General features: G+C 75.2%; 16 protein-coding genes. 8 read left to right on the top strand and 8 right to left on the bottom strand.

The window, feature by feature from the left end:
- Positions 1–278 precede the first annotated feature (278 nt).
- Together BGO37_RS12155 and BGO37_RS12150 are read left to right on the top strand one after the other, a co-directional pair.
- Positions 279–2,045, top strand: coding sequence for an EAL domain-containing protein (locus BGO37_RS12155; RefSeq protein WP_291755249.1), 1,767 nt, complete (start codon positions 279–281; stop codon positions 2,043–2,045).
- Positions 2,046–2,138: 93 nt separating this feature from the next.
- Positions 2,139–2,327, top strand: a complete 189-nt coding sequence (locus BGO37_RS12150) for a hypothetical protein (protein WP_291755246.1) — start codon at positions 2,139–2,141, stop codon at positions 2,325–2,327.
- Positions 2,328–2,363: 36 nt separating this feature from the next.
- Here BGO37_RS12150 and BGO37_RS12145 read toward each other — a convergent pair whose 3' ends face one another.
- From BGO37_RS12145 to BGO37_RS12130, 4 genes are read right to left on the bottom strand one after another with little or no spacing between them, the layout of a single operon-like run.
- A complete protein-coding gene (locus BGO37_RS12145) occupies positions 2,364–4,049 on the bottom strand; it encodes a ribonuclease J (RefSeq protein WP_291755244.1) in 1,686 nt (561 codons plus the stop codon).
- Between the two features lie 37 nt (positions 4,050–4,086).
- Positions 4,087–5,004: a 4-hydroxy-tetrahydrodipicolinate synthase gene (gene dapA, locus BGO37_RS12140; protein WP_291755243.1), complete on the bottom strand. Its 918-nt coding sequence runs from the start codon at positions 5,002–5,004 to the stop codon at positions 4,087–4,089.
- Positions 5,005–5,057: 53 nt separating this feature from the next.
- Entirely contained in the window at positions 5,058–5,561 is a 504-nt protein-coding gene (locus tag BGO37_RS12135; protein ID WP_291755241.1) for a dihydrofolate reductase, read from the bottom strand.
- Positions 5,558–6,370, bottom strand: a complete 813-nt coding sequence (locus tag BGO37_RS12130; protein ID WP_291755240.1) for a thymidylate synthase — start codon at positions 6,368–6,370, stop codon at positions 5,558–5,560. The genes BGO37_RS12135 and BGO37_RS12130 overlap by 4 nt, the downstream gene beginning before the upstream one ends.
- A 90-nt stretch (positions 6,371–6,460) precedes the next feature.
- Here BGO37_RS12130 and BGO37_RS12125 point away from each other — a divergent pair, with 90 nt between their 5' ends.
- The 5 genes from BGO37_RS12125 to BGO37_RS12105 all read left to right on the top strand — a co-directional run bounded on the left by BGO37_RS12125 (position 6,461) and on the right by BGO37_RS12105 (position 10,588).
- Positions 6,461–7,930 (top strand): NAD-dependent succinate-semialdehyde dehydrogenase, encoded by a 1,470-nt coding sequence (locus BGO37_RS12125; protein ID WP_291755238.1) that lies wholly within the window; start codon positions 6,461–6,463, stop codon positions 7,928–7,930.
- A gap of 65 nt (positions 7,931–7,995) precedes the next feature.
- Positions 7,996–8,742 (top strand): AzlC family ABC transporter permease, encoded by a 747-nt coding sequence (locus BGO37_RS12120; protein WP_291755236.1) that lies wholly within the window; start codon positions 7,996–7,998, stop codon positions 8,740–8,742.
- On the top strand, positions 8,739–9,059 hold the full coding sequence (locus BGO37_RS12115; RefSeq protein WP_291755234.1) for an AzlD domain-containing protein: 321 nt from the start codon (positions 8,739–8,741) through the stop codon (positions 9,057–9,059). The genes BGO37_RS12120 and BGO37_RS12115 overlap by 4 nt, the downstream gene beginning before the upstream one ends.
- A 17-nt stretch (positions 9,060–9,076) precedes the next feature.
- Positions 9,077–9,646 (top strand): GNAT family N-acetyltransferase, encoded by a 570-nt coding sequence (locus BGO37_RS12110; protein WP_291755233.1) that lies wholly within the window; start codon positions 9,077–9,079, stop codon positions 9,644–9,646.
- Positions 9,647–9,664: 18 nt separating this feature from the next.
- Positions 9,665–10,588, top strand: a complete 924-nt coding sequence (locus tag BGO37_RS12105; protein WP_291755232.1) for an alpha/beta hydrolase — start codon at positions 9,665–9,667, stop codon at positions 10,586–10,588.
- Between the two features lie 19 nt (positions 10,589–10,607).
- Here BGO37_RS12105 and BGO37_RS12100 read toward each other — a convergent pair whose 3' ends face one another.
- Positions 10,608–11,099, bottom strand: coding sequence for a hypothetical protein (locus BGO37_RS12100; protein ID WP_291755231.1), 492 nt, complete (start codon positions 11,097–11,099; stop codon positions 10,608–10,610).
- Positions 11,096–11,857: a 4-hydroxy-tetrahydrodipicolinate reductase gene (gene dapB, locus BGO37_RS12095; protein WP_291755230.1), complete on the bottom strand. Its 762-nt coding sequence runs from the start codon at positions 11,855–11,857 to the stop codon at positions 11,096–11,098. The genes BGO37_RS12100 and dapB overlap by 4 nt, the downstream gene beginning before the upstream one ends.
- A gap of 88 nt (positions 11,858–11,945) precedes the next feature.
- Here dapB and BGO37_RS12090 point away from each other — a divergent pair, with 88 nt between their 5' ends.
- Entirely contained in the window at positions 11,946–12,917 is a 972-nt protein-coding gene (locus BGO37_RS12090; RefSeq protein WP_291755229.1) for a hypothetical protein, read from the top strand.
- Between the two features lie 38 nt (positions 12,918–12,955).
- On the opposite strand, the gene BGO37_RS12085 is transcribed toward BGO37_RS12090, so the two are convergent.
- Complete coding sequence (locus BGO37_RS12085) at positions 12,956–14,302, bottom strand: pitrilysin family protein (RefSeq protein ID WP_291755227.1); 1,347 nt, start codon at positions 14,300–14,302, stop codon at positions 12,956–12,958.
- Between the two features lie 2 nt (positions 14,303–14,304).
- The coding region (locus tag BGO37_RS12080) for a S1 RNA-binding domain-containing protein (RefSeq protein ID WP_291755225.1) at positions 14,305–14,762 on the bottom strand (458 nt) is incomplete at its 5' end.

Genomic DNA, 14,762 nt, shown 5'->3' with positions numbered 1-14,762 from the left:
CGGCAGGGCGGGACGGCGCGGCGGCGGGGCGGACCGGGGTCGCGACGCCGGCGGACGGGAGCCCGAGCCGGCGCGTGCCTGGGTCCGCGCGGCGCCTGGGGAGGACGTACGCGTGGCCATGGTCCTCACGGTAGCCGGGGGGCGTGCCGCTGCCCGGTGAGCGCGGCGCGTGTCGGGGAGCGGCCCCACGTGGGCGCTGGCACCCCCACCCGGGGTGCATCTCCTCAGGATGGCGGCGCGCCTGCCGACACGCTGGCGTGAGCGACGAACGTTCAGGGGTGGGCCCTGCGCTGCGCGGGTTGGTCGAGACGGTGAAGGTCGTCGCGCCCACGACGACGTGCGGCGAGGTCGAGCGTTCGTTCCGGAACCGCTGGACGTCCACCTCGATCGTCGTCACCTCCCCGCAGCCGGGCGGCGACCCCGGCCTCGTCAGCCGGTCGCGGTTCCTCGCGACGATGGCCGGCCATCGCGGGTACGGCCGCCTCCAGTGGGACAGCCGGCCCATCGGCGACCTCGCCTCCTGGAAGCTCGCGGCCCTGCCGGCCTCGGCCACGCTCCCCCAGGCCGTCGCCCTGCTCGGCACGGACCAGGACGGCGACCACGACCTCGTCGTCGTGGACGAGCAGCGCGCGCCGCTCGGCATCATCCGGCCGCTGCGGCTGATGCAGGCGCTCGCGGACCTGGCCGTGCAGCAGGCCGCCACGGACGGGCTGACGGGCGGCGCGTCCCGCAGCCACTTCGTCGGGCTGCTGGCCGCGCGGCTGCTGGACATCGGCACGAGCGTCGGCGCCGTTGTCGTGGCCTACCTCGACCTCGACCGGCTCAAGGCCGTCAACGACGCGCTCGGCCACAGCTGGGGCGACGCGCTGCTGCGCTCCGTCGTGCGTCGCATCGGCAGCCGGCTGCGCGCCACCGACCTGCTCGGCAGGCTCGGCGGCGACGAGTTCGCGGTGGTCCGCTGCCTGCCGGCCTACGACGTCGCCGACGCCGAGCGGCTGGCTCTCGAGCTGGGCGAGGACCTGTGCGCGGCCGTCGCCGCGGAGGACCCGCGCCTGCCGAGCGCCGCCCACTCCACGGCCAGCGTCGGCCTCGCGGTGGCGCTGACGGCGGACACGTCGTCGGACGCGGTGCTGCACGCCGCCGACCAGGCGATGTACGTCGCGAAGGAGGCGGGCGGCAACCAGGCGTGCCTGGCCGGCGCGGAGGCGCCGCGGCCGCGCGCCTGGGCCGAGGGCCGGCACCTCGAGGTGGTCTACCAGCCGATCGTCGACCTGCGGGGCGGCGGGATCGTCGCGGTCGAGGCACTGCTGCGGCACCGCAACGCCGACGGCGGCCTCGACGGACCGGCGACCGCGCTGGACGACGCGGCGCGCGCGGGGATGACCCTCGACCTGGACCGCTGGGTGCTCGAGCGCTCGTGCCGCGACATGGTGGCGTGGCGCGACGAGCTGGGCGACGCCGCGCCCACGGCGGTGCACGTCAACCTCGCGGCGGACTCGCTCGCCCACCCCGACCTGGTGCAGTCGGTGCTCACCACGATCGACGCCAGCGGCCTGCCACGCGGCTGCGTGCGGCTGGAGCTGTCCGAGCGGGCCGGGGTGCCGGACCTGACGCGGGCGCTCGGCAGCCTCCACGAGATCGCGGCCGCCGGCGTCCGGATCGCCCTGGACGACCTCGGCGCGTCGCTCGACACGCTGCGGGTGCTCGACCGGCTGCCCATCGAGACGATCAAGCTGGACCGGAGCCTGGTGGTGGGCGCCGGCGCCCGCGAGCCCGTGGACACCGAGGTGCTCTCGCTCGTCGTGCGCCTGTCGCAGCGGTTCGGGCTCGAGATCGTCGGCGAGGGCGTCGAGCTGCCGCTCGACGAGATGACGCTGCGGTGCGCGGGCGTGGCGCTGGCGCAGGGCTTCCGCTACAGCCACCCGCTGCCGGCCGACGAGGTGGTGCCGATCATGCTGTCGACCACGGCGACCCCGCGGTCGATGCCCGGCGGCGCGCCTGAGGTGCCCCGGCCGCACGAGGAGGCCGTGCCGCTCCCGAAATGAGGCCCCGGCTAGGGCATCTGCCCGATGGCTGAGGAGGGCCTTACGAGCAGTGTCCTCGGTGTCATCGAGAAGCGGGCACCAGGGGGTAGCCAGATGTTCACCGACTTCACCACCGCCGAGACCCTCGCGCGGCACCGCGCCGCCGAGCTCCAGCGCCGCATCGACCTGCAGCGCCGACGCGCGCAGCAGACCGCGCCGCGGCACCACGACGAGCGTGCCGTCGGCCGCGTGCTCGGCACGCTGCACCTCGCGCGGCAGCGCCACGCCAGCACCGTCCGCTGACGCGTCCCGTCGGCCCGGTCACCGGGCCGGCGGCCGTCAGGCCTCGACGACCACCGGGATGATCATCGGCCGGCGGCCCAGCCGCGACGCCACCCAGCGGCCGACGACCCGACGCACCACCTGCTGCAGCTGGTGGGTGTCCGTGGTGCCGCCGGCCACCGCCGCCTCGAGGGCGCTCGTCAGCTCGGGCATCACCTCGTCGAAGACCTCGTCCTCCTCGGCGACGCCGCGGGCGTGGATCTGGGGCCCGGCCAGCACCTTGCCGTCGGCCGACGAGACGACGGCGAAGATCGACACGAACCCCTCGTCGCCGAGGATGCGGCGGTCCTTGAGCTCCGCCTCGGTCACCCCACCGACGCTCGAGCCGTCGACGTACACGTAGCCGCACGGCACGGCGCCGACGATCGAGGCCTTGCCGTCGACGAGGTCGACCACGACGCCGTCCTCGGCGAGCATCACCCGCTCCGGCGGCACGCCGGTCCGCACGGCGAGCGCGCCGTTGGCGACGAGGTGACGCACCTCGCCGTGCACCGGCATGACGTTGCGCGGCCGCAGCACGTTGTAGACGTAGACCAGCTCGCCGGCCGACGCGTGGCCACTGACGTGCACCTTCGCGTTGCCGGAGTGCACCACGCGCGCCCCGAGCCTGGTCAGGCCGTTGATGACGCGGAACACGGCGTTCTCGTTCCCCGGGATGAGCGACGACGCGAGGATGACGGTGTCCCCGGGGCCGACCTTGATCTTGTGGTCGTTGTTCGCGATGCGCGAGAGGGCCGCCATCGGCTCGCCCTGCGAGCCGGTGCACATGAGCACCACCTCGTCGTCGGGCAGCGTGCCGGCCTCCTTCTGGTCGACCAGCACGCCCTCGGGGACCCGCAGGTACCCCAGCTCCGCGGCGATCGCCATGTTCCGCACCATCGAGCGTCCGACGAAGGCGACCTTCCGCTCGTGGAGCTCGGCGGCGTCGAGCACCTGCTGCACGCGGTGGACGTGCGAGGCGAACGACGCCACGACGATCCGCTTCGCCGACTCGGCGAACACCCGGTCCAGCACGGGGCCGATCTCGCGCTCACCGGCGACGAAGCCCGGCACCTCGGCGTTGGTCGAGTCGACCATGAAGAGGTCGACGCCCTCCTCGCCGAGCCGGGCGAAGGCCCGCAGGTCCGTGATGCGCCCGTCGAGCGGCAGCTGGTCCATCTTGAAGTCGCCCGTGTCGAGCACGGTCCCGGCGGGGGTCCGGACCGCGACGGCGAGGGCGTCGGGGATCGAGTGGTTGACGGCGACGAACTCGCAGTCGAACACGCCGAACCGCTCCCGCTGCCCCTCCTTCACCGCGAACGTGAACGGCGTGATGCGGTGCTCCTTGAGCTTGGCCTCGACGAACGCCAGGGTCAGCTGCGAGCCGATGAGCGGGATGTCGGGGCGCAGCCGCAGCAGGTAGGGCACCGCGCCGATGTGGTCCTCGTGGCCGTGCGTGAGGACGATCGCCTCGACGTCGGCCAGCCGGTCGTGGATGTAGTCGAAGTCCGGGAGGATCAGGTCGACGCCGGGCTGGTTGTCCTCAGGGAACAGGACGCCGCAGTCCAGGACGAGCAGGCGGCCGTCGTACTCCAGGACGGACATGTTCCGGCCGACCTCGCCGAGACCGCCGAGCGCGACGACGCGCAGGGCGCCGGGGGCCAGGGGTGGGGGCAGGGTCAGCTCGGGGTGCGGGTGGCTCACGGGTCTCCAGGGCGAGCGGTGGGGTGGTGACGCCGGGTCAGCCGGCGACGAGGTCGATGACGCCCGCGGCCGCCAGCCCGGCGCGCAGCGCGGGCAGCTCGTCGTCGGGCAGCGGGGTGATCGGCAGGCGCGTGGCGCGGCTCGGGATGAGCCCGAGCATCTCGAGGGCCGCCTTCGCGGTCGGGGCCTGCTGGCCGGCGCCGTTGAGCGCGTCGATCGCGGGCGCCGCCGTGCGGAACGCCGCCAGCGCGCCGGCCGTGTCGCCGGCGAACCAGCTCTCGGCGACCCGCGCCAGCAGGGGCGTGACCACGTGGCCGGCGACCGAGATGATGCCGACGCCGCCGCACGCGAGCAGCGCGAGGAACAGGCCGTCGTCGCCGGCGTAGTACGCCAGGTGTGTGTCGCGCATCACCTTCGCCGAGCCGTAGACGTCGCCGGCGGCGTCCTTGACGCCCACGATGCGCCGGTGCTCGGCGAGCCGCGCGAACGTGGCGGGCGCGATGCGGACGCCGGCCCGGCCGGGGATGTCGTAGACCAGCACCGGCAGGTCGGTCGAGCCCGCGACCGTCTCGATGTGGGTGGCCAGCCCCGCCTGCGAGGGCCGCGAGTAGTACGGGCTCACGACGAGCAGGCCATGGGCGCCCGCCTCGGCGGCCTGCTCGGCCATCCGGACGGCGTGCGCGGTGTCGTTCGAGCCGGCGCCGGCGACGACGAAGGCGCGGTCCCCCACCGCTTCGACGACGGCGGCGACGAGCTCGGCCTTCTCCGGGGCGTGCGTGGTCGGCGCCTCCCCCGTGGTGCCGTTGAGCACCAGGCCGTCGTTGCCCGCGTCGACGAGGTGCTTCGCCAGCGTCACCGCCACGTCGAGGTCGACGGCGCCGTCGGGCGTCATCGGAGTGACCATGGCGGTGAGCACGGACCCGAAGGGCCGCGCGGCGGTGCTGGCGGGCGGCATGGGGGTCACGCTACCGCCCGAACGAACGGCTCCACCTGGTGGTCCGCGCCTCGTCAGCGTCGGGTGCGGCGCACGAACCGGTAGCGCAGGCCCGTCCCGGAGGTCAGCCACGGTCCGGTGACCGTCCGCCACCCGTCGGGGTCGACGTCCGGGGCGAAGGCGTCGCCCGGCACGTCGAGGTCCACCTCGGTGACCTCGAGCACGTCCGCCAGCGGCAGGGCCGCCGCGTAGACGGCGGCGCCACCCATGACCCAGACCTCGCCCGCCGCCGATGCCGCCTCGTCGTGCGCGACCGCCAGGGCCGCCTCCAGCGACGCGGCGACGCGTGCGCCGGACGCCACGAACGCCGGGTCGCGGGAGAGGACGACGTTCAGCCGGCCGGGCAGCGGCCGGAACCGGTCCGGCAGGGAGAGCCACGTGGCGCGGCCCATGACCACCGGGTGTCCGTCGGTGACCTCGCGGAAGTGCGCCAGGTCCTCCGGCAGGCGCCAGGGCAGCGCGCCGTCCCGCCCGATGACGCCCGTCGGCGTCTGCGCCCAGACGAGGCCGAGCGTCACACCGCCACCGGCGCCTTGATGGCCGGGTGGTGCTGGTAGCCGACGATCTCGACGTCCTCGTACGTGTAGTCGCCGATCGACGGCGCGGGGTGCAGCACCAGCCGGGGGGCCGGGTACGGCGCCCGGCTCAGCTGCTCGCGCACCTGGTCGACGTGGTTGTCGTAGATGTGGCAGTCACCGCCGGTCCACACGAAGTCACCGACGTCGTACCCGGTCTGCTGCGCGACCATGTGCGTGAGCAGGGCGTACGAGGCGATGTTGAACGGCACGCCGAGGAAGAGGTCGGCGCTGCGCTGGTAGAGCTGGCAGGAGAGGCGCCCGCCGGCGACGTAGAACTGGAAGAAGGCGTGGCAGGGCGCCAGCGCCATCGACGGGATGTCCGCCACGTTCCAGGCCGAGACGATGTGGCGGCGTGAGTCGGGGTCGCGCCTGAGGTTCTCGATCACCTGCGCGATCTGGTCGATGTGCCGGCCGTCCGGCGCGGGCCAGCTGCGCCACTGCACGCCGTACACCGGCCCGAGCTCGCCGTCGGCGTCCGCCCACTCGTCCCAGATGCTCACCCCGTGCTCGCGCAGCCAGCCGACGTTGGACTCGCCCCGCAGGAACCACAGCAGCTCGTACACCACCGACTTCAGGTGCACGCGCTTGGTCGTCACCAGGGGGAAGCCTGCCGACAGGTCGAAGCGCATCTGGTGGCCGAACACGCTCCGCGTGCCCGTGCCGGTACGGTCCGCCTTCGGCGTCCCGGTCTCGAGCACCAGGCGCAGCAGGTCCTCGTACGGGGTGGGGATACCGGTCACGGGCGACATGCTAGGCACGGCGGCCGGGCGCCGGGCGCCCACCTCCCGGGTGCGTCGCGCTCTGCGTGCGGCCCGCCGGATGCGGGCCACACTGGCCCCATGACGTCATCGCTGCCGCCCACGGTCGCCGCGCACGTCCCCACGGGGCTGCTCGTCGGCGGCGGCTGGCGCCCCGCCTCCGGCGGGGCGACGTTCCCGGTGCACGACCCCGGCACCACCGAGGTGCTCTTCGACGTCGCCGACGCGACGAGCGACGACGCGGTGGCGGCGTTGACGGCGGCCGACGAGGCCTTCGCGAGATACCGCACGACCCCGCCCTACGCGCGGTCGGAGCTGCTGCGCGCCGTCTACGACGCCGTCACCGCGCACGCCGAGGACATCGCCGCCCTCGTCACGGCCGAGGGCGGCAAACCCCTGCCCGAGGCCCGCGCCGAGGTCTCGTACGCGGCCGACTACTTCCGGTGGTTCTCCGGGGAGGCGCTGCGCTTCGACGGCCTCGCCCGGCGCGCGCCGGCCGGCACGCACCACCAGGTGGTGCTGCGCCGCCCCGTCGGGCCCGCGCTGCTCATCACCCCGTGGAACTTCCCGATCGCGATGATCGCCCGCAAGGTCGCCCCGGCCCTCGCCGCGGGCTGCACCGCCGTCGTCAAGCCCGCCCGGCTCGCGCCCCTGACGACGGCCCTCGTCGCCGAGATCGTCCGTGAGGAGCTGGAGCGCCGGGACCTGCCCGGCGGCGTGCTCAACGTCGTGCCCTCGTCGTCGGCGCGTGCCATCAGCGAGCCGCTGCTCGCCGACCCGCGGCTGCGCAAGCTGAGCTTCACCGGGTCCACCGAGGTCGGCCGCACGCTGCTGGCCGGCGCGGCGCAGAACGTGCTGCGCACCTCGATGGAGCTCGGCGGGAACGCGCCCTTCCTCGTCTTCGAGGACGCGGACCTCGACGCGGCCGTCACCGGGGCGATCGCCGCGAAGATGCGCAACTCCGGCCAGACCTGCGTCGCCGCCAACCGCTTCCTGGTCCACGCGAAGGTCGCCGCCGAGTTCACCGAGCGGCTGACCGAGGCGTTCGCGTCGCTCGTCGTCGGCCACGGCACCGAGCCGGGCGTCACCGTCGGTCCGCTCATCGAGCGGGCCGCCGTCGAGCGGGTCGACGAGCTCGTCGCCTCCGCGACCGGCGCGGGTGCCCGGGTCCGCATCGGCGGTGAGCGGCCACGGCGCCCCGGCTGGTTCTACGCGCCAACGGTGCTCGACCGCGTGACGCCGGACATGCCCGTGGTCACCGAGGAGATCTTCGGGCCCGTGGCGCCGGTGGTGACGTTCGGCTCCGAGGCGGAGGCCATCGCCATGGCCAACGCGACCCCCTTCGGCCTCGTCGCCTACGCCTACACCGGCGACCTGGCGCGGGCGCTCCGGCTGGCCGAGGCGGTCGACACCGGGATGCTCGGCGTCAACCGCGGCATGGTCTCGGACGCCACCGCCCCGTTCGGCGGGGTCAAGAGCTCCGGGCTGGGGCGTGAGGGCGGCGACGAGGGCCTCGCCGAGTACCTCGACACGGTGTACGTCGCGGTCTGATCCGTGGGCCGGCCGGCCGCCCACCGGCACCGCCGTGCCAGGCTGTGCCGGTGCGACGACGAGCGGTGGCCCCCGCCGTGTCGTCGGCCGTCCGCCAGGCGGTCTCGGTGGCGCTCGCCACGGGCCTGTACGGGGTCTCGTTCGGGGCGCTGTCCGTGGTCGCCGGCCTGGACGTGTGGCAGACGATGGCGCTGTCCCTGGTGATGTTCTCCGGCGGCTCGCAGTTCGCGTTCATCGGCGTGGCCGGCTCCGGCGGCTCGCCGGGTGCGGCGATCGCGACGGCGGCGCTCGTCGGGCTGCGCAACGCGCTGTACGGGCCGCAGGTCGCCCCGCTCATCGAGGTCACCGGGCCGCGGCGGCTGCTCGCCGCACAGCTGACGATCGACGAGTCGACCGCCGTCGGCACGGCGCAGCGCGACCCGGCGGCCGCCCGGGCGGGCTTCTGGTGGACCGGCGCCGGCGTCTTCCTGCTGTGGAACGCGTTCACCCTGGTCGGCGCGCTGGTGGGCGACTCGGCCGGCGACCCCCGGCGCTACGGCCTCGACGCGGCGGCGGCCGCGGCGTTCCTCGCCCTCGTCTGGCCGCGCCTGTCCAACCGCACCGCTCAGGCGGTGGCGGGCGCCGCCGTCGTCGTGGCGCTGTCCACCACCCCGGTGCTGCCCTCCGGCGTCCCGGTGCTGCTGGCGGCGGCGGTCGCCGTGCTCGTGGGCGTCCTGTGGCGATCCCGGCCCGCCGCAGCCGTGACGGACGCGGTCGCGTCCCACCAGAGCGAGGGGGCGTCCGTGCGACGAGTTGAGGAGCCGGGGTCGTGAAGGGCGCGGTGCTGTGGCTGGCCGTGGTCGCCGCGGGCGTGGCGACGTTCGCCATCAAGCTCGTCGGCCACCTGCTCCCGCGCCACTGGCTGGCCAAGCCGCAGGTCGCGCGGGTCGCGGCGCTGGTGACCGTGGCGCTGCTCTCCGCGCTCGTCGCCGTACAGGCGGCGACCAGGGGCGGGCACGTCGTGCTCGACTCCCGCCTGGCGGGTCTCGGGGCGGCGGCGGTCGCGCTGGTCGCCAAGGCGCCGTTCGTCGTCGTGGTCCTCGTCGCCGCCGTCGTCACCGCCCTCCTGCGGTGGGCCGGGCTGCCGTGACGGCCTAGGCTCACCCGGTGCCGTTCGACCCCCACCCCACCGCCGATGTCTCCGTCCGCCCCGCCGTGCCGGGGGACGAACGAGCGATCGCCGCGGTCCAGCTCGGCGCGTGGCGCGCCGCCTACACCGACTCGCTCGGCGCCGGCGCCCTGACGATGCTCGACGAGGCCGCGGTCGTCGACCGGTGGCGGGCGGCGATCACCACCCCCCCGTCGCGCACGTTCCACGTCCTCGTCGCCATGGCCGGTCCGCGGCTCGTCGGATTCGTCTCGGTCGCGCCCGTGCCCGCGCCACCGAACGCCACCGATCAGGCGCCGGGCGGCATCCTGCTCGCGCTCGAGGTGGCGCCCGCCGAGCAGCGCGCGGGGCACGGCTCGCGGCTCCTCGCCGCGGCGGTCGACACGCTGCGGTCCGACGGCGCCGACCAGGTGATCACCTGGGTCGCCGATGGCGACGAGGCGCGCGTCCGGTTCCTGGCGGGCGCCGGCCTGTCGCCCGACGGCGCGGCGCGGGAGCTGGCGTCGGGACCTGGGCCGGACGGCGAGCAGACGGTGCTGCGGGAGCACCGCTGGGCCGCCCTGATCTAGACCCGGCAGGATCGGCCCATGACCACCGAGCTCGTCGCCCGATCCCACGGCCTCGACCTGGCGGGCAGCCTGTGGCTGCCCGAGTCCCCCGCCTCGGCCCTCCTCGTGATGCACCCCGGCTCGGGCCCCTCCGACCGCGACAACGACGTGTACTTCCCGCCGATCCGCGCGGCGCTCCTCGCCCGCGGGGTCGCGGTGGCCTCGTTCGACAAGCGCGGGGTCGGTGGCTCCGGCGGCTCCTGGCTCGAGGCCGGCATCGGCGAGCAGGCCGACGACCTGCTGGCCGGCGTGGCGGCGGCGCGCGCCGCCGTGGCAGACGTCCCGGCTGGCGTGTTCGGTCACAGCCAGGGCGGCTGGGTGGTGCTCGAGGCCCTGCGGCGGGCCGCCCCCACCGACGTCGCCTTCGGGGTCGCCAGCTCCGGCCCGGCCGTGCCGATGGGCGCCCAGGAGCGCTACGCGACGCACCGCGCGCTCGGGAGGCTCGGCGTGCCGGCCGACGACGCCGCCCGCATCGACGCCGCGACCGACGGCATGTACGCGCTGGCCGAGCGCGGCGCCGGCTACGACGAGCTGCTCGCCTGGGCGGGCGACCCCGCGCGTGCCGACGACGTCGCCCTGGTCAGCCGCACGTTCGGCGACGAGCTGCCGCCGCGGCCGGTCTGGGACCTCCTGCTGCGCCTGGCGAGGTTCGACCCGGTGCCCGCGCTGCGCACCGTGCGCGTACCGCTGCTCGCCGTGCTCGGCGCGGACGACGAGGTGGTGCCGGTCGACGCGAGCGTCGCGGCGCTGCGGGACGCGGTCGACCCCGCGTGGCTCCACGTCGCGGTGCTGCCCGGCGGCGGTCATCGGCTGTCCCGGCCGGGGAGCACGGCGTTCGTCGACGGCTACCCCGACGTCGTCGTGGACTTCGTCGTCGACCAGGCCGGCCGATACCGGGGCTAGGCGGGCCGCACCGGGCTAGCTAGGCGGGCGGCGCACCCTTGCCGCGGTGGAGCCTGCTGGCTGTGCGCAGCGCCCCGCGCGCCGCCTTCCGGTCGCCCGCCGCGTCGTAGGCGAACGCCAGGTGGTACCAGGCGCGCCAGTCCGCGGGCGCGGCCTCCACGGCCTCGCGCGCGGCGGCGAACCGTTCGCGTGCCACCTCCCGGTCGATGCGCCCGCCCGGCGACCGCGGCAGGTCGTCGATCGGCAGCTCGCCCAAGGTGGCGAGCACGTCGGCCATCGAGCGGACGTCCACCGCCAGCCACCACTCACGCGCCACCAGCCCGATGACGAAGAGCGGCAGGACGAGCAGCGCGACCCCGAGGCCCACACCGATCCCGTTGCCGGTGCCGATCAGCTGCACGGCGCGCACGACGACGAGCCCGACGTACAGCGCCAGCAGCACCGTGATGAGCACGGCGCCGACGAGGCCCGCGTACCGGCGCCGTGCGGGGGCGGGGACCGGCTCGCTCACGGGCGCCCCAGGCCCAGCAGCTGCTCCAGGCCGACCGTGAGCCCCGGCAGGCCGGGAACCGCCCGGACCGCCATGAGCACGCCGGACATGAAGCTGACGCGGTCGAACGAGTCGTGCCGGATCGTCAGCAGCTCCCCCGGGTTGCCGAGCAGCACCTCCTGGTGCGCGACGAGCCCTCGCAGCCGGACCGCGTGGACGTGGACACCGTCCACCTGCGCACCGCGGGCACCCTCGAGGGACGTCGTCGTCGCGTCGGGCATCGCGCCGAGCCCGCCCGCGACCCGGGCGGCCGCGATCGCCCGCGCCGCCGAGCGGGAGGTCCCCGACGGGGCGTCGACCTTGTCGGGGTGGTGCAGCTCGATGACCTCCGCGGTCTCGAAGAACCGCGCGGCCTGCGCCGCGAACGCCTGCGCCAGCACGGCGCCCAGGGCGAAGTTGGGCGCGATGACGACGCCGATCCCGGCTGCCCGCACCAGGTGGTCACGCACGCGCGCGTACGCCTCGTCGGTCCACCCGGTGGTGCCGACGACGACGTGCACCCCGCGGTCGACGAGCGCGTGGACGTTCTGCTCCGTGACGGCCGGCACCGTGAAGTCCACCGCGACCTGTGCCCCGGCGTCGCTCACGCGCGACAGGTCGCCGTCCGCGTCGACGGTCGCGACGAGCTCGAGGCCGGGCGCCGCTTCGACGGCCGCGCGCACGGTCGACCCCATCCGCCCGGCCGCGCCGAGCACGGCCACCCGCAGGTCATCAGCCACGGTCAGCCACCCTACCGGCGCGCCCTGGGCTCAAGCAGGAGCGCCCGGACGACGATGACCGGGCATGGGGGCAGCATCGCGATCGCTGGTGATCGCCGTCCGAGACGTCCTTGCGCTCACCGTCGTCGCCTTCCTGGGCGCCACCGCCGTCGAAGCGGCCTGCACCCGGGTGGTGCAGCGTGAGTACGCCGCCCACACCTGGCTGGACGGAACTCCGATCGACGTGCCGTTCGTGTGGAGCCAGGTCGCGCAGACCGGCTGGCAGTGGAGCCGTGACGTCGTTGTCTGGGTGGCCGTCTGCTGGTGCGCGACGCGCGCCCGCGCGCAGCTGCGCACCGTGTGGCTGCCGGCGACGGCCGGGCTCGTCGCCGTCGGGCTGCGGACCGCGCTGCCCCTGCTCGGCGTCGGCGCCGCGTCGTGGTCGGACCTGTGGCCGGGACCCGCGACGCCGTACAGCATCCAGGACATGTGGGACAACCCGACGGCGCTTCACCTGGTGGTCCTGCACCCGGCGTGGGGGTTCCCGCTGCTGCTGGCCGCCCTCGTCGTGGCCGCCGCGGTGCTCGGCGCCCACGCCGGCCGCCGGCCCGACGACGCGTCGTCGCACCCGGTCGCACCCGTCTCACGCGTGGGCGCCCTGGCGGCACTCGTCGTCGTCGGCCTGCCGGCGCTGGGCGCGACGGCCGGTGCAATGGTCGCGCGGCACGCCACGGGTGAGGTGGTCGATCCGCTGGCGGGCACCCACGGGGGTGAGCTGCTCCATGACGTCGCCGCGCCCCTCGTCCTCGCCCTGGTGGCCGTGGGCCTCCTGTCGGGCACCGGGATCGTGGGGGGCGTGCTCGCGGCGGTTGTCACGGCGATGACGGTCGTCCCGCCGCTCCTGTCCTGGATGGCGGCGCAGGTTCTCGTCCCCGTCTGGCTGGGGGTCCCGGCAGGCATCACCGTCGCCTGCGCGGCGATCGCGTCGTGGCGGCCGGCGGCACTCTGGTCCGGCGGAGTCCTCGCTCCCGCCCTGGCTCCCGCCAGGCCGATCGACGTCGCCCACCCGTCCGGCGGCTGAGCGGCGGCCCCGTCAGGGCGGTGTCGCCTGGTCCCCGATCAGTCGCCGAACGGCCCGACGCGCACCACGGACCGCGGCGCGGCCGCCAGCTCCGCGGCCAGCTCCTGCACCTGCACGGCGGTGACCGAGCGGACCCGCTCGAGGGTCTCGTCGAGCGAGAGCAGCTCGCCGTGGACCAGCTCCGCGCGCCCCAGCCGGGTCATGCGGGAGCCGGTGTCCTCCAGGCCGAGGACGAGGGAGCCGCACAGCTGCCCGATGCAGCGGGCGAGCTCTGCGGGACCCACGCCGCCGTCGGCCAGCTTCTCGAGCTCGGCCACCATGAGGCCGGTCACCTCGTCGACCCGGGCCGGCGTGCAGCCGGCGTAGAGCCCGAAGATGCCGGCGTCGGCGTGACCGGACGAGAACGAGTACGTCGAGTACGCCAGGCCCCGCTTCTCGCGGATCTCCTGGAACAGCCGGGAGCTCATCCCACCGCCCAGCACCGCGTTGAGCACGGACAGCGCGAACCGTCGCGGGTCGGTCGCCGTCAGCGCGACACCGCCGACGATGACGTTCGCCTGCTCCGTGGGGCGCCGCACGCTGCGCTCGACCCCGGCCGCCGGGATGCCGGCGGTGCCGACGGGCAGGGCGCGCTGGGCGCCGGCGCGGCGGGCCTGCGGCGCGGCGTTGTCGGACAGCGCCCAGCCGCCCGCCGCCAGGGCCTCGCCGACCTGCGCGACGAGGGCGTCGTGATCGATGCCCCCGGCGGCGGTGACGACGAGCGTGGCCGGCCGGTAGTGCCAGCGGTAGTGCTCCCACACCGCGTCGCGCGGGACGGCGCGGATCGTGGCGGGCGTGCCGCCGATCGGCCGGCCGAGCGGGTGCGTGCCGAGGACGGCGGCCGCGAACTCGTCGTGCACGACGTCGCTCGGGTCGTCGTCGTTCATCGCCAGCTCTTCGAGGATGACGCCGCGCTCGGTCTCGAGCTCACCGCCGTCCAGCCGCGCCGAGGTCACCATGTCGGCGATGACGTCGACGGCCATCGGCACGTCGGCGTCGAGGATCCGCGCGTAGTAGCACGTGTCCTCCTTGCCGGTGGCGGCGTTGGCCTCACCGCCCACGGCGTCGAAGGCCTCGGCGATGTCCATCGCCGAGCGCTTCGCCGTGCCCTTGAACAGCAGGTGCTCGAGGAAGTGGGTCGAGCCGAAGTGGCCGTCGGTCTCGTCCCGCGAGCCGACGCCCACCCACGCCCCGACGGTCGCCGAGCGCAGCCCGGGCATCCGCTCCGTCAGGACGCGGACCCCGCCGGGCAGGACGGACCGACGCACGACGGCGTCGCCGTTCTGCCCGGCGGACCGCTCAGCCCCGGGTTGCCCGGAGCGGACGAGCGGAAGGTCCAGCGGCACGGTCAGGCGTCGGCCGGCTCGGTGGCCGCCTCGGCGGCACCCTCCGGCTCGGTGGCCTTCTGCTCCTCGTCAACCACCGCGTGCAGGGACAGCTTGCCGCGCGGGTCGATCTCGCCGATCTCGACCTGGACCTTCTGGCCCACGGCGAGGACGTCCTCGACGTTCTCCACGCGCCGGCCGCCGACGAGCTTGCGGATCTGCGAGATGTGCAGCAGGCCGTCCTTGCCCGGCGACAGCGAGACGAACGCGCCGAACGTCGTGGTCTTGACGACCGTGCCGACGAAGCGCTCGCCGATCTCCGGCATGTGCGGGTTGGCGATCGCGTTGATCGCGGCCCGCGCCGCCTCGGCCGACGGGCCGTCGGTCGCGCCGATGTAGACGGTGCCGTCGTCCTCGATGGAGATGTCGGCGCCGGTCTCCTCCTGGATCTGGTTGATCATCTTGCCCTTCGGGCCGATGA

The organism is Cellulomonas sp. 73-92, assembly GCF_001898175.1.
Lineage (GTDB): Bacteria > Actinomycetota > Actinomycetes > Actinomycetales > Cellulomonadaceae > Cellulomonas.
This window is presented reverse-complemented; position numbering and strand designations above follow the sequence as displayed.

What these genes read in the sequence shown, in the direction of transcription:
- BGO37_RS12125 (WP_291755238.1), top strand. Translation starts at nt 6,461, where the DNA reads ATGACGTCATCGCTGCCGCCCACGGTCGCCGCGCACGTCCCCACGGGG.
- BGO37_RS12105 (WP_291755232.1), top strand. Translation starts at nt 9,665, where the DNA reads ATGACCACCGAGCTCGTCGCCCGATCCCACGGCCTCGACCTGGCGGGC.
- BGO37_RS12150 (WP_291755246.1), top strand. Translation starts at nt 2,139, where the DNA reads ATGTTCACCGACTTCACCACCGCCGAGACCCTCGCGCGGCACCGCGCC.
- dapA (WP_291755243.1), bottom strand. Translation starts at nt 5,004, where the DNA reads ATGCCGCCCGCCAGCACCGCCGCGCGGCCCTTCGGGTCCGTGCTCACC.
- BGO37_RS12130 (WP_291755240.1), bottom strand. Translation starts at nt 6,370, where the DNA reads ATGTCGCCCGTGACCGGTATCCCCACCCCGTACGAGGACCTGCTGCGC.